A 13,919-nucleotide genomic window follows, 5' to 3' on the forward strand; every position below is an offset into this window, starting at 1 on the left:
GCGGCGTTTCGCCGCGGCATCCACCCGGTTAGGCTCGCACCGGAAGCGCACCCGCGCCCCGGACCGGGAGGACCAGCATGAGCGTCACGAGCGAAGCCAGCACCACGTGGAAGGGCAGCCTGTTCGAAGGCTCCGGCGAGACCGCACTGGAAAGCTCCAACCAGGGCCCGTTCGCAGTGAACTGGAAGGCCCGCAGCGAAGGATCGTCGTCGGTGACGACACCGGAGGAGCTCATCGCCGCCGCGCATTCGGCGTGCTTCAGCATGGCCTTCTCCCTGGCCCTCGCCGAGAACGGCACCCCGCCGGAGCAGATCGAGACGACCGCGTCGGTCACGTTCGTCCCCGGCAAGGGCATCACCGGCAGCCACCTCAACGTCAACGCCACCGTGCCGGGCCTGTCTCCGGAGGACTTCGCCCGGCTGGCCGAAGAAGCCAAGACCGGCTGCCCCGTCTCGGCCGCCCTCGCCGGCATCGAGATCACCCTCGAGGCGACCCTCGCCTGATGACGGACCAACCGATGCCGCGGCGTGTGGTGCTCGCCGGCGCCTCCGGCCTGATCGGCCGCGCCCTCGCCCGATCGCTGCGCGCCGACGGCATCGGTGTCACCACGCTCGTGCGGCACGAGCCGACCGCACCCGATGAGGTGACCTGGCTCCGTGACGACCGGCCGCTGGATCCCGCGGTGCTCGCGGGCGCGGACGCCGTCGTGGGTCTCAACGGCGCGAGCATCGGCCGGTTCCCCTGGACGGCGTCGTACCGGCACGAACTGCTGTGGTCGCGCATCACCCCGACGCAGGCCCTCGCTTCGGCCGTGCGCGCCCTCGGCGACGACGCACCGGCGTTCGTGTCGGCATCGGCGGTCGGCTACTACGGCTCGGCGCCCGGCACACCGCTGACCGAGCATTCCGGCCGCGGCGAAACGTTCCTGGCGGACCTGTGCGGCGAGTGGGAGTCCGCGGCGTTCGCCGCCGGCGACCGCGCGCGCGTCGCCGTACTGCGCACCGCACCGGTGGTCCACCGCGACGGGGTCCTGAAGCCCCTCATGCTGCTCACCCGGGCGGGGCTGGCCGGGCCCATCGGCCGCGGCACGCAGGTGTGGCCGTGGATCTCCCTGGACGATCAGGTGCGCGCGATCAGGCACGTCATCACCGGCGACATCGAGGGACCGGTCAACCTGGTCGGCCCGCAGCGGGCCACGGCGAACGACCTCGGCTTCGCCCTGGCGGTGCAGATGAACCGCCCCTACGTGCTGCGCGCGCCGGTCTGGGCACTGCGGCTGGTGCTGGGCCGCGACGCGACCGAGGCGCTGCTGACGACCGATGCGCACGTCGTGCCCGAGGTGCTGCAGCGCACCGGATTCACCTTCGACCACCCCACCGTCGAGGCGGCGGTCGCGGCGGCGCTGGCGGTTTAGCCCTGCTCGGCCCGCTCGGCGCGCTCCCTGCGGTCCCTGCGCTCCAGCGCGATAGCCCGCCGCACCGCGCCACGGGCGCGACGGCGGTCGCCGGCGCCGTCGTAGGCCAGACCCAGCCGATACCAGGCACGCCAGTCGTCGGGAGCGGCCTCCACGGCGGCGCGGTACGCGGGGAAGAGGGCATCGGCATCCTCCCGCAGCGGACGACCGCTGGGACGGGTCGCGACGGCCTCGGTCGGGATGGCGCCTTCGGCCTCGAGCCGCCGCCCCACCTGCTGCGCGCGGATGCCGAACCACAGTTCACGCCCCAGCGCCCATGCCGCCAGGAGCGGCAGCACGAACAGCGCGACGCCCATGGCGATGCCCACCGGCTCGCCGCTGGTCAGCAGTAGCCAGCCGCGGTGGGCGACCAGCGCGATGTACAGCGCGAGCATCGTCGCCATCACGGCGACGCCGATGCGGGTGCTCATGCGCCGGTGGTGCGAGCGACCTGGCCCGGTACGCCGCCCTCGTCGACCGGCTTGCCGGTCGGCTCGGGCCCAGGGACGCGCAACCCGATGTCGAGGAAGCTGTCCAGCCCCACCGTGACACCGCGGGCGTCACGGGCAGCCTGCAGCGCCAGCCGGATGCCGGGCGCGTAGGCGCGCGCCGGATCGATCGTGTCGTGCACGATCGACAGCGACTCCCCCGGACCCGACAGGATCGTCTCCTGACGGGCGACCACGCCGGGGCGGCGGAGCGAATGGATCGGCACGCTCGCGACCTGCTGGCCGCGCGCCCGCTGGTCGACGTAGGGAGACTCGACCGGGCCGACGGCGGCGCGGCCGGCGGCGATGAGCTCGGCGGTACGCACTGCGGTGCCGCTGGGCGAGTCGACCTTGGTCTCGCGGTGCGCCTCGATGATCTCGATCGAGGGGAAGAACGGGGCCGATGCCGCCGCCAGCGCCGAGCCGAGCACGGAGCCGAGCGAGAAGTTCGGGATGAACACCGCGCCGGTGCCGGCTTGATGCACGAGCGGGCGCACCAGTGCGATGCGCTCGGCCGACCAGCCCGAGGTGCCGATCAGCAGCTGCTTGCCCTGCTCGATGGCGTGGCGCACGGCGTCGATCGAGACGGCCGGGGTCGAGGTGTCAACGACCAGGTCGGCGGCATCCATCTCGGCCAGATCGCTCGACGACGACAGTGAAGCCACCAGTTCGAAGTCGTCCAGGTCGGCCACCACGTCGCGGACGATGCTGCCGAGCTTGCCGGTCCCGCCCACGATGGCCACGCGTGTCGTCATGGCTCCAGCCTACGGGGCTACGCTCGAAGCCATGGTGAGCCTGCGTCCCGCGCCCGTCGACGATCCCACCGCGCGAGAGCTGCTGACCGAGTACTTCGGGATGCGGGCCGAGGGCTTCCCCGAGCAGGCGTATCGCACCGTATTCCCCGAAGTGAATACGTTCACGCCCCCGGCGGGAGTGTTCCTGCTGGCGCTGGACGACGACGACGGTCGAGCGGTCGGCTGCGGTGGCATCCGTCTCATCCCCGACGGTCCCCACGGCCGGCGCTATGAGGTGAAGCACCTGTTCCTGCGACCCGAGACGCGTGGCCGCGGCTGGGGGCGGGTGCTGCTGGCCGGGCTCGAGGCGAGGGCGCGGGAGTGGGGAGCGGGCGAACTCGTCCTCGACACCCACCACACGCTCGAACCCGCGGGACGGCTGTACGCGGCATCCGGTTTCCAGGCGATCGAGCCCTACAACGACAACCCCAACGCGACGCGCTGGTACGGAAAGGTGCTGTAGCCCTCGGCACAGCCCAAGACGCCGGACGGATGCCGCAGCTCACGGACGAATACTCACTCGGGGTGACGAATACTCACTCGGCGTGACGAATACTCACTCGGCGGCAGCGGCGCAGGCTCAGCTCCCGCCGCGCAGCGCGGTGACCGGCTCGATCCGCGACGCCCGTCGCGCCGGGAACCAACCGGCGACCAGCCCCACCACGGCGCCGAGCACCGCGCCACCCACCGCGATCCAAGGGTTGACCACCGGGGTCCACTGCTGCACCGCGGCGAAACCCACCACCGACAGCACCGCCAGGGCGGCGCCCAGCAGCCCGCCCAGCAACCCGATGATGATCGACTCCACGACGAACTGCGACGCGATCTGACGCCCGGTCGACCCCAGCGCGCGGCGCAGCCCGATCTCCGGCACCCGCTCGATGACGTTGAGCATGGTGACGTTCGCGATGCCCAGCGCGCCGGCCAGGAGCACGATGCCCCCGAGGACGAGGAACACCACGTTGACGTCGGCGCTGACCGAATCGCCGAGGTCGGAGCGGGCCGAAGGCGCGGAGACCTCGAGGTTCTCCGGCGCATCCGGCGACAGCGCGATCGCCGACTGCTCCCCGACCTGCGGGCCGGTGCCCATGACGATGCGGATCTGCATCTGGCCGGGAGCGCCCAGCGCGCGCTCATGGCGGGCGGTGCGCATGGGGACGACGACCGCGTCGAGCAGGTCGCCGCGCGCCTGGACGCCGTCGAACACGCCGAGCACGGCGTAGGGCACCCCGCCGATGAACACCGACGGCTGACTGTCGACCCGGTTGATGCCGAGCCGTTCGGCGGCACCGGCGCCGAGCACGACGACGCGGTCCGCGCGCTCGTCATGGCCGGCGTCGAACATCCGCCCGGTGACGAGATGTCCGCCCAGCACGTCGAGCAGACCGGGTGTCGAGGCGATGAGATCCGGCGAGGCCGTCGCCGGCGCCGACGGGTCGTTGACCGGCACGGCCGTGATGGTGTCGGTGCCCAGCGACACGTCGGCGATGAGGGTGGCCGCCTCCACTCCGACCAGCCGCACGACGCGGTCCACACCGTCCCACGGCAGCCGTGTGGTCGCCGCGCTGCCGCCGGAGGAGGTGCGCGCCTCACCGGGGGCGACGACGACCTGCGTCGCCTTGACGGCGTCGAACTGCCGGGCGATCTGGTGTGCGGCGGTTTGCGAGAAGCCGATCGTGGCGACCAGCGCGCCGATGCCGAGCACGGTTCCCACGAGGGTCATGGCGAGCCGTCCGGGACGCGACCCGATGTCGGCGGTGGCCTCAACCAGCAGATCCGCCGCCGTGTACCGGTCGGCCCGCGGCACCTGCGTCACGAGATCGTGCGATGCGAGGGGGGCGGATGCCGCGGCGCGGCGCCGCCGGAACCAGCGGACCATCAGGCTTCCTCCGTCAGGCGGCCGTCCGCGATGCGCACGCGACGATCGGCGAGTGCTGCCACCGCGGCATCGTGGGTGATCACCACGAGCGTGAGCCCGTCGGCGCGGAGGTCGTCGAACAGCGCCATGACCTCTTCCGACGTCGCGGCATCGAGGTTCCCGGTGGGTTCGTCGGCCAACAGCACGCTGGGCGTGCTCACCACGGCCCTCGCGACGGCGACGCGCTGCCGCTCCCCGCCCGAAAGGGTCGTGGGCAGGAACTCCGTGCGGTGACTCAACCCCACCCGCTCCAGCGTGCGGCGGGCGCGGTGTTCCCGTTCGCCGCGGGGTACCCCGCTGTACAGCATCGGCATGAGCACGTTGTCCAGCACGGTGCGCCTGGGCATGAGGTGGAAGGACTGGAAGACGAAACCGATGCGGCGAGCGCGCACGGCGGCGCGCTCGTTCTCCGTGAGCGTGCCGGTGACGACGCCGTCGATGCGGTACTCCCCGACGCTCGGGCGGTCCAGCAACCCCAGGATGTTGAGCATCGTCGACTTGCCCGAGCCGCTGGAACCGACGATCGACACGTAGTCGCCGCGGTCCACCCGCAGGTTCACGCCCTTCAGCGCCTGCACCTCCGGAGGCCCGGGGAACGACCGCGTGACATCGTGCAGTTCGAGCAGCGCCTGGGTCACCGGCCGACCACCACGAGGTCGCCCTCGCTCAGTGCGCCGTCGGCCGACACGATCTCCACCGATCCCCCGGCTGCCAGTCCGGTCTCCACGGCCACCAGCCGGGTGACCGCGTCGGCGCCGTCGCGGGGATCGCCCTCGACGACCTCGACGCGGGCCTCACCGCCCGGGCCCGCAGTGAGCGCGGCGAGCGGAGCGAACAGCACCTCGCCGGCGGTCGCACCCACCGGCAGCGACACGCGCACATTGCTGCCCTGCAGTTGCATCGCCTGCTCGGTCGTGAGCTCGTCGGGCTGCAGGGCGATCTCCCAGCGGTCACCCTGGGTCGGCCCGGGTGTGAGGGCGGAGATCACCGCGCGGTGCGGGGTGCCGTCGGGCAGCTCGAACGTCGCCTCGCCCCCGACGGTCAGCAACGCCGCGTCCGCGGGGGCCGCGCTGCCGGTCACGGTGATCGTCGCACCCGACACGATCATCGCCGCACCCTGCAGCACCTGGCCGCGCGCCACGTTGACGGCGTCGACGCGACGGGGCAGATCCCCCAGATACAGCACCTCGCCTGCCGGGAGCGCCGGCAGCGCCTGATCCCGCGCCCGGGCGAGGCCGTCGCGCGCGTCGGCGAGCTGGCGGTTGGCCGCTTCGACGGCTCCGCGCTGCCCGCTGGTGTCGGGAGCGGCATCCAGCTGGCGCCGTTCCAGCTGCCGCAGCTCCAGTGCGTCCTGCAGGTCGGAAAGCTCGGCCTGCCACGCCGGCACCTCCGCGGGATCTCCGGGGGGCTGGCCTCGTCGTACGTCGAGCGCACGCTGAGCGCTGTTGACGGCGTTGTCGGCGGCGCGGATCTCGACCGCGGAGGCGCCGCCGGCGGCCTGCCCGAGATCGGCCCGCGCGGCGGCGAGCGCCTGCTCCGCGGCGCTCACGCCTTCCTGCGCGGCACGCACCGCGTCGGCCGCACCGGGATCCGCCGCCGGCGCGGGGTAGCCGATCTGGGTGTACAGCGCGGTCACGGCAGCCGCAGCGGTCTCGTCGAAGCGGTCCGATGCGGGGTCGCCGGCGTCGATGCCCACCTGGCGCATCGCCTCCTTGAACTGCACCACGTCGGGACCGGTGAGGCCGTACACGAGCGTGCGATAGGCGGGCAGGTCGCCGGGCAGCACGATGACCGGCCGGCCGGCGACCTCCAGCGCCACCGACAGCGGCGTGAGCGTCGCGCCTGGCTCGGGCACGCTGCCGGTGACCACGGCGGGACCACCGAGCGCGGCGGTGTCGATCGTGACCTCGACCGAGTCTGCGTAACCCACGTCCCCGCGAATGGTGACGTCGTTGCTCAGGATGCCGCGCTCCATGGCCACGGTGATCAGACCGGGCGCGGGCGGGTCGGTCAGCGACGCCGCATCGGCCGGCGACAGCACGAACCGGCCGACCAGCAGTCCCGCGACCAGGCTCACGACCGCCGCCGCGGCGATGATCCACAGCACGCGGTTGGTGCGGAACACGCGCCGCCAGCCCTGCACCCGGCTGAGGGCAGCGGTCTCTACCGCCGGATCCGGCGCTGCCCCCGCGACGGGATCGGTCGACGCTTCCGCGTCACCGGCCGGAAGCAGCTCGTCGAAGACCCGCGCGTCGCGGCGGGTCACCTATCGCCCCTGCTCGGCTGCGGCCTTGAACGCGTCCAGTTCTGCCTGGTGATCGGCGATGAACTCTTCCTCCAGCGTCGCATTGATCTCAGCCTGGTTGTCCCGGAAGTCGGTCTTCTCGCGGCAGTCCAGGTCGACCAGCGCCAGCTCGATCTCGCGCTCGCCCAGTTCGGCGAGCTTCGGGTCGTCCTCGATCCACTCGGTCTGACCCTCGTAGTAGGCGTTCAGCTCGTCGCTGATCGATGTCTGCGCATCGGTCTGCGCGGTGAATCCCGGGTATCCCCCCTCATCCATGCACGCGGCCCACTCGGCGTTGAGGTCTGCCAGTGCGGGGTCGTTCTGCATGTCGGTATAGAACTCGTTGATGGCATCCATCAGCGGCTGGTGCTCGTCGGAGGTGGTCGGGTTCTCCCCGTCAATCTCGTGCTGCGCCCAGCCGTGGCATCCGGCCGTCGTCCAGTCCCACTCGTACGAACCGTCCTCGGCCATCTCCTCTTCGGGCACCCCGGGGCCGTACAACGCCTCGTAATACGCAGCCTGCTCCGACTCCGACAGACTCATGACGTAGTCCTGGTTGGGGTCGACGTACTCCTCGTCCGGTTCGGCCGGCTGGTCCTGGCCGGGGTAAGTGATCATCCCGTAGCCGTACTGCGCGACCCACTCCCGCGAGTCGGGCTCCCAGACCATGTCCGACTCGAAGGAGATGGAGCCGGTGTTGGGGGCGGGGATGTACTCGAACCCGTCCTCGGTCATGCACTGCGCCACGAGCTCCTCGCGCTGGACGTGCTCCTTCTCGAAGCGTTCCTGTTGCTCTTCTTCGCTGAGATCCCCGCCCCAGGCAGCGGCGAGGTACGCGTTCAGCGGTGACAGCTCCTCGTCCGCGCCCGGGTCTGCTTCGGGATCGCCGCACCCCGTGAGTGCGACCAGCAGGACGGCGGCACCGACGGCGGCGCCCACAGTGTGGCGGTTCATGGTCCTCCCCAGACTCCGACGCGGCCGACGACCGCCCTTATCCGGTCAGGCTATGGGATACCTGTGAACCGCCGCATCCACCGGGAGGATGATTCCGCCGGCGTGTCTGGTCAGACCGGGGGCAGCTCCGGCAGACCGGTGCGCAGTTCCACCGGCAGGTGACCGAGGTCGTTGTGCGAGATGAGGGTCCACGGCCGTCCGGGGCGCTGCGCGACCACCGTGAGCCCGCAATGCGCCTGGTTCAGGGTGAGCCAGCGCCACTGCGGCATCTGCAGCACTTCGCGCACGAACCACGCGATGACGAAGTTATGGGTGATGATCAGCTCGTGCGCACCGGGCTTGCGGCGGAGGAACTCACCCACGGCATCGGCCATCTGCGCGCTGCCCGCCTCGATCTCGGCCTCGGTGTACGCGCCGAAGAACGATTCGTACACCGCCGGGGTGTCGTCGGACATGCCGGTGGGGACGCAGTCGAACAGCAGCGCGTTGGGCCGCGGCGAGACCGCCGGCAGCCGGTCGGCGACGGCACGGGCGGTTTCGGCGGCCCGCTCGAGCGGCGAGTGCCACACCGCGGTCAGCGGCACGCCGGAGAGCCGGTCCGCCAATAGCGCCGCCTGCCGCTGGCCGCGCGGGGACAGCGGTCCGTCATCGATGCCGTGTTCGGCATCGAGATGCTCTCCGTGCCGCACGAGGTACAGATACTGCGTCACACTGGGCTCACTTCATCGGGGGTCCGTGCCGGGGCGCACCGCCCCAGCCTATGTCAAGGGCCCGGATCACCCGGCGGCGCGAGCAAGTTCTGCCAGCTGGCTACGGCCGAGTTTGACCCCGACGCCCTGCACCAGCTCCTCGACGTGGGTCGGCGAGTAGACGTTGACGATGGGCGCGACCACGGTCTTCTGTGCGAGCAGCCACGCCAGCGCCACCGCGGCATCCGATACGCCCAGTTCGGTGCCCAGCGCGTCGACCGCCCGCAGCATCCGGGTGCCGCGCCGGTTCATGCTTGCGGCCAGCTGTGCACCGCGCACCGACGCTCCGGCGCGCGCCCGCGAGCGGTGACGCCCGGAGAGGAATCCGTGGGCCAGCGCCTGCGACGGGGTCACCGCGATGCCCTGGGCTCCGGCGACCAGGCGCAGGTCCCCCTCGAACTCGTCGCGACGCAGCAGGTTGTACGGCACATCGAGTGCGGTCACGCGCGGCAGGCCCGCCGATGACAGGATGCGCGCCTCGACCAGCTGGGGTGCGGTGAACCCGAAGACGCCGAGGGCGCGCACCTTGCCTGCTTCGATCAGCCACTCCACCGTCGCCAGCGCGTCCTCCAGCGCGGTGCCGCCGCCGTCGGCGTCGCCGTCGAGGTAGAGCATGTCGATGCGATCGGTGCGCAGTCGCGTGAGCGAGGATTCCACCGCGCGCACCAGGTTGACCGGTCCGAGTCCCGGGTGGTCGGGGTGAGCGCCGATCCGCACCGCGACGACGAGATCGTCGCGCAAACCACGGGAGTGGATCCACTGCCCGATGATGTGCTCACTGCGACCGCTGGAGTGCGCGTCGGAGGTGTGCACGGCGTTTCCACCGAGCTCGACGTAGGCGTCGAGGATCGCGTGGCTGGATTCCAGGTCGACGTGCCACCCGAACTCGGCGCCGCCGACGATGAGCGGGAACACCGACAGCCCGGATTCGCCGAGCACGGTACGCACGCCCCGCCCCAGCGGCGGGCCCTGCACCGGGATCGGCGCTGAGGGATGGGGTGCGCGAGGCTCGCTGGCAAGGCGCGGCGATGCACTCGCCGAGCCGACGCTGAACAAACCCATGACGCACCCCCTCAGGCGATCCGCAGAGCGGATGCCGAGCCATTTTTTCCACGCCCCCGGCGCTTACCTCCGAGGCTAAGGCAGGCCACCGACACCACCGGCCATCGCCGTGCACGGAGAGTGAACTTTCCATAACGTTCTGGTCACGCCGTAGGCGGGGTGTCCACCGTTCGGGGGACAAACGGCGGATGCCCGCTCCCCACAAGGGGGAACGGGCATCCGGACGACGCGCTCGGTATCACCGAGCGGCGGTTCAGCTTTCGACCGTGACCTCGGCGTCGTCGGCGGGAGCAGCCTGCTCGGCGCCCTCCTCGACGACGGGCTCGAGGGACAGCTTGCCGCGATCGTCGATCTTCGTGATGCGCACGAGCAGCTTTTGCCCGACACCCAGCACGTCCTCGACGTTCTCGACACGCTTGCCACCGGCGAGCTTGCGCACCTCACTGATGTGCAGCAGACCGTCCTTGCCCGGAAGCAGCGAGATGAAGGCGCCGAAGGCGGCGAGCTTCACGACGGTGCCGAGGAACTGCTCGCCGACCTCAGGGTTGGTGGGGTTGGCGATCGCGTTCACCTGGGCACGGGCAGCCTCGGCCGCGGGGCCGTCGGTTGCGCCGATGTAGACGGTGCCGTCCTCCTCGATGGAGATCTGCGCGCCGGTCTCGTCCTGGATCGCGTTGATCGTCTTGCCCTTCGGGCCGATCAGCTCGCCGATCTTGTCGACCGGGATCTGCACGCTGATCACGCGCGGGGCGGTCGGGGCCATCTCGTCCGGACCGTCGATCGCAGCGTTGAGCACGTTCAGGATCGTCAGACGCGCGTCCTTGGCCTGCTGCAGCGCGGCCGAGAGCACCGACGACGGGATGCCGTCGAGCTTCGTGTCGAGCTGGATCGCCGTGACGAACTCGCTCGTGCCGGCGACCTTGAAGTCCATGTCACCGAGGGCGTCCTCGGCACCGAGGATGTCGGTCAGCGCCGCGTAGCGGGTCTGACCGTCGACCTGGTCGGTCACGAGCCCCATCGCGATACCGGCGACGGGAGCACGCAGCGGCACACCGGCGTTCAGCAGCGACAGCGTGGACGCACACACCGAACCCATCGACGTCGAGCCGTTGGAGCTCAGCGCCTCGGAGACCTGACGGATCGCGTACGGGAACTCCTCGCGGCTGGGCAGCACCGGCGCGAGGGCGCGCTCGGCGAGGAAGCCGTGCCCGATCTCGCGACGCTTCGGGCTGCCGACTCGGCCGGTCTCACCGGTCGAGTAGGGCGGGAAGTTGTAGTGGTGCATGTAGCGCTTGCTCGTCGTGGGCGACAGCGAGTCGATCTGCTGCTCCAGCTTGAGCATGTTCAGCGTGGTGACACCCAGGATCTGGGTCTCGCCGCGCTGGAAGATCGCCGAACCGTGCACGCGGGGGATGACCTGCACCTCCGCGTCGAGCGGACGGATGTCGGCAAGACCGCGGCCGTCCATGCGCACACCCTCGGCGAGGATGCGGCCACGAACGATGGCCTTGGTGACCGACTTGTACGCGGCCGAGAACTCCAGCGGAGCAGCTGCGGGCAGCTCGCCCGCCTCGGTCGCGGCGATCAGTTCCGCCTTGACGCGGTCCTTCAGCTCGTCGTCGGCGTTCTGACGCTCCTGCTTGTCGGCGATCTGGTAGATCGGGACGAGCGAGTCGTAGGCGCGACCGGCGACGAAGTCGTAGGTCTCCTGGCTGTAGGGCAGGAAGACCGGGAACTGCTTGATCTCCTTCGCGGCGGTGTTCGCCACGACGTTCTGCGCGGCGACGAGCTCCTTGATGAAGGGCTTCGAAGCCTCCAGACCCTGCGCGACGACCTCTTCGCTGGGCTTGGTGGCGCCGGCCTTGATGAGGTTCCAGCTGTTCTCGGTGGCCTCGGCCTCGACCATCATGATCGCGACGTCGCCGTCGGGCAGCACGCGGCCGGCGACGATGAGGTCGAACACGGCCTCTTCGAGCTGCTCGGCCTTGGGGAACGCGATCCACTGGTCGCCGTGCTCACCGTGACCGGGCATGAGCGCGAGACGGACACCGGCGATCGGGCCGGAGAACGGCAGGCCCGAGATCTGGGTCGACAGGGATGCCGCGTTGATCGCGAGTGCGTCGTAGAACTCGCCCGGGGCGATCGAGAGCACCGTGATGACGATCTGCACCTCATTGCGGAGGCCCTCGACGAACGAAGGACGCAGCGGGCGGTCGATGAGACGGCACACGAGGATCGCGTCGGTGGAGGGGCGACCCTCACGGCGGAAGAACGAGCCGGGGATCTTGCCCGCGGCATACGAACGCTCTTCGACATCGACGGTCAGCGGGAAGAAGTCGAAGCCCTCACGAGGGTGCTTGCCGGCGCTGGTGGCCGACAGGAGCATCGTCTCCTCGTCGAGGTAGGCGGCGACGGCGCCCTGCGCCTGCTGGGCGAGGCGGCCGGTTTCGAACCGGATGGTGCGGGTGCCGAAGCGTCCATTGTCGAGGACGGCTTCGGCGGCAGTGATTTCAGGACCTTCCAAGAGGTCTCTCCTTCTTTGTTTAGACTCGCACGCGCGTTTCGCGCACGAGATCGTTCGAAGGAGCAGGAACAGGCAGATATGGGCGCGCGGATGATGATCCGCAAGGACCGCCTACGCTGGCCACCAGTCGAAGGTCACCGTCCGTCGGACGGGAACCCACCACAGGGGACCAGCTCTCTGCCCGGTCTGCTCCACAGCTCAGTATTCGATTGAGCGGATGCCACACGGGCACCCTGCACGAGCCTACCAGGCCGCCCTGTGCGCATACACGCCTGGTCCAGGGCGGGATTCCCGGCTTAGGGTGGAGCCCATGAGTACCCCTGACAAGACCCCCGACGCGGCATCCGAGGAGATGAAGCGCAAGTTCAAGGAGGCGCTGGACAAGAAGAACTCCCAGCACCGCAAGGGCGAGGCTCACCTCGACGCCGATTCCGCCGTGCACGACACGCACGGCCCCGCCTCGATGAAGCGCGAGTTCCGCCGCAAGAGCGGGTGACCCGCGACCCGCTAGCGGGGGTGACTCCCCCTAGCGGGGCTGGACGGCGTACGGCTTCTCGGTGAGCCGGTGCTGGAACTGAAGGATCGCAGGGTTGCGCACGTCGCCGCCGCTGACTTCGATCGCCCGCGAGATGGTCTCGTCCTGCGCCCACGCGTGCGGACCGGCCATCACGGTGGGAAGGAAGCCGAGCAGCGCTTCGCTGATCTCCCAGCTCGCGGAGTTCCACAGGTACGACGGGCTGTGGTCGACCGCGTAGTAGTTGACGCTGCCGCCGACGGTGAACATCGGGTCGGCGAAGCCGGTCGGCCGCGCCCACTCGAAGCCCATGCCCTCGTCGCAGGACACGTCGACGATCAGGCTTCCGGCGCGGAACGCCGCGAGGTCCTCGGTCCGCAGGTACAGCAGCGGCCGGTTGGGATCCTGCAGCGTGCAGTTGACCACGATGTCGCTCTCCGCGAGGAAGGGCGCCAGCGGCAGCCGGCCCTCATCGGTGATGACTTCGCTCACGTACGGCCCGTCGTGGTCGAACTGGATGATCTGCGTGGCATGGATGGGCGCGGCCACCGACGCGGCCGCGCGGTTGGTGAGGACCCGCACGTCGTGCACGCCGTGCGCCCGCAGCGCTGTGACGGCGCCACGTGCGGTGGCGCCGAAGCCGATCACCACCGCCGTGAGCCGGCGCCCGTAGTCGCCGGTGGAGCCGCAAAGCTGCAGGGCATGGAGCACCGAAGAGTACCCGGCGATCTCGTTGTTCATGTGGAACACGTGCAGCCCGAAGGTGCCGTCGCTGCCCCAGTGGTTCATCGCCTCGAACGCGATCACCGTGAGGGACTTGTCCAGGGCGAGCTGGGTCATGACCTCGTCCTGCACCAGGTGCGGCCAGCCCCAGAGGATCTGGCCGTCGCGCATCTGCCGCAGGTCGTCGTGCTGCGGCTTGGGCAGCAGCAGCACGTCCGCGGCTGCGAACAGCTCCGCACGGTCGAGCACGCCGCCCACGAGCGGGCGCAACTGATCGTCCGAGACGCCGAAACGCTCGCCGTAGCCCGTTTCCAGCAGCACATGCGGGCGCAGCTGGTCGGGGATGCGCTCCAGGTGGCCTGGATGCAGCGGCACCCGTCGCTCGTCCGGCTTGAGTGAAGCGCCGACGACACCGAGGGTGAGTGGATGCTGAGCGGTCATGGTCGTCCTCGTCCC

14 protein-coding genes are annotated in these 13,919 nt (G+C 70.5%); 4 read left to right on the forward strand and 10 right to left on the reverse strand.

The genetic code is table 11. From position 1 onward, the window contains the following. Positions 1-77: 77 nt before the first annotated feature. Together NQ151_RS15250 and NQ151_RS15255 are read left to right on the forward strand one after the other, a co-directional pair. Positions 78-503 carry an OsmC family peroxiredoxin gene (locus NQ151_RS15250; protein ID WP_257510173.1) on the forward strand — a complete coding sequence of 142 codons (426 nt, stop codon included), beginning with the start codon at positions 78-80 and terminating at the stop codon, positions 501-503. Next, a complete protein-coding gene (locus NQ151_RS15255; protein ID WP_257528613.1) occupies positions 503-1,414 on the forward strand; it encodes a TIGR01777 family oxidoreductase in 912 nt (303 codons plus the stop codon). Before NQ151_RS15250 ends, NQ151_RS15255 begins: the two co-directional genes overlap by 1 nt. On the opposite strand, the gene NQ151_RS15260 is transcribed toward NQ151_RS15255, so the two are convergent. Both NQ151_RS15260 and dapB read right to left on the reverse strand, forming a co-directional pair. After that, entirely contained in the window at positions 1,411-1,884 is a 474-nt protein-coding gene (locus NQ151_RS15260; RefSeq protein WP_257528614.1) for a hypothetical protein, read from the reverse strand. The genes NQ151_RS15255 and NQ151_RS15260 overlap by 4 nt on opposite strands. Next, positions 1,881-2,696 carry a 4-hydroxy-tetrahydrodipicolinate reductase gene (gene dapB / locus NQ151_RS15265; RefSeq protein ID WP_257528615.1) on the reverse strand — a complete coding sequence of 272 codons (816 nt, stop codon included), beginning with the start codon at positions 2,694-2,696 and terminating at the stop codon, positions 1,881-1,883. The genes NQ151_RS15260 and dapB overlap by 4 nt, the downstream gene beginning before the upstream one ends. Before the next feature lie 31 nt (positions 2,697-2,727). Here dapB and NQ151_RS15270 point away from each other — a divergent pair, with 31 nt between their 5' ends. Next, positions 2,728-3,198, forward strand: coding sequence for a GNAT family N-acetyltransferase (locus NQ151_RS15270; protein ID WP_257528616.1), 471 nt, complete (start codon positions 2,728-2,730; stop codon positions 3,196-3,198). A gap of 117 nt (positions 3,199-3,315) precedes the next feature. Here the strand turns inward: NQ151_RS15270 and NQ151_RS15275 are convergent, their stop codons facing one another. The 7 genes from NQ151_RS15275 to NQ151_RS15305 all read right to left on the reverse strand — a co-directional run bounded on the left by NQ151_RS15275 (position 3,316) and on the right by NQ151_RS15305 (position 12,226). Further along, positions 3,316-4,614, reverse strand: coding sequence for an ABC transporter permease (locus NQ151_RS15275; RefSeq protein ID WP_257528617.1), 1,299 nt, complete (start codon positions 4,612-4,614; stop codon positions 3,316-3,318). Next, complete coding sequence (locus tag NQ151_RS15280; RefSeq protein ID WP_257510179.1) at positions 4,614-5,291, reverse strand: ABC transporter ATP-binding protein; 678 nt, start codon at positions 5,289-5,291, stop codon at positions 4,614-4,616. Before NQ151_RS15280 ends, NQ151_RS15275 begins: the two co-directional genes overlap by 1 nt. After that, positions 5,288-6,919 (reverse strand): hypothetical protein, encoded by a 1,632-nt coding sequence (locus NQ151_RS15285; RefSeq protein ID WP_257528618.1) that lies wholly within the window; start codon positions 6,917-6,919, stop codon positions 5,288-5,290. The genes NQ151_RS15280 and NQ151_RS15285 overlap by 4 nt, the downstream gene beginning before the upstream one ends. Then, positions 6,920-7,891 (reverse strand): hypothetical protein, encoded by a 972-nt coding sequence (locus NQ151_RS15290; protein ID WP_257528619.1) that lies wholly within the window; start codon positions 7,889-7,891, stop codon positions 6,920-6,922. A 110-nt stretch (positions 7,892-8,001) separates the two neighbouring features. Beyond that, entirely contained in the window at positions 8,002-8,601 is a 600-nt protein-coding gene (locus NQ151_RS15295) for a histidine phosphatase family protein (RefSeq protein ID WP_257510182.1), read from the reverse strand. A 66-nt stretch (positions 8,602-8,667) separates the two neighbouring features. Continuing rightward, positions 8,668-9,702 (reverse strand): aldo/keto reductase, encoded by a 1,035-nt coding sequence (locus tag NQ151_RS15300; RefSeq protein WP_257510183.1) that lies wholly within the window; start codon positions 9,700-9,702, stop codon positions 8,668-8,670. A gap of 253 nt (positions 9,703-9,955) precedes the next feature. Next, positions 9,956-12,226: a polyribonucleotide nucleotidyltransferase gene (locus NQ151_RS15305; RefSeq protein WP_257510184.1), complete on the reverse strand. Its 2,271-nt coding sequence runs from the start codon at positions 12,224-12,226 to the stop codon at positions 9,956-9,958. Between the two features lie 310 nt (positions 12,227-12,536). On the opposite strand from NQ151_RS15305, the gene NQ151_RS15310 reads away from it, so the two are divergent. After that, positions 12,537-12,722: a DUF5302 domain-containing protein gene (locus NQ151_RS15310; protein ID WP_257510185.1), complete on the forward strand. Its 186-nt coding sequence runs from the start codon at positions 12,537-12,539 to the stop codon at positions 12,720-12,722. A gap of 30 nt (positions 12,723-12,752) precedes the next feature. Here NQ151_RS15310 and NQ151_RS15315 read toward each other — a convergent pair whose 3' ends face one another. Beyond that, the gene (locus tag NQ151_RS15315) at positions 12,753-13,904 is read right to left on the reverse strand and encodes a N(5)-(carboxyethyl)ornithine synthase (protein WP_257528620.1); all 1,152 of its coding nucleotides are present in this window, start codon (positions 13,902-13,904) and stop codon (positions 12,753-12,755) included. Positions 13,905-13,919 lie beyond the last annotated feature (15 nt).

This window comes from Microbacterium sp. zg-YB36 (genome assembly GCF_024623575.2).
In the GTDB taxonomy this organism is placed as follows: domain Bacteria; phylum Actinomycetota; class Actinomycetes; order Actinomycetales; family Microbacteriaceae; genus Microbacterium.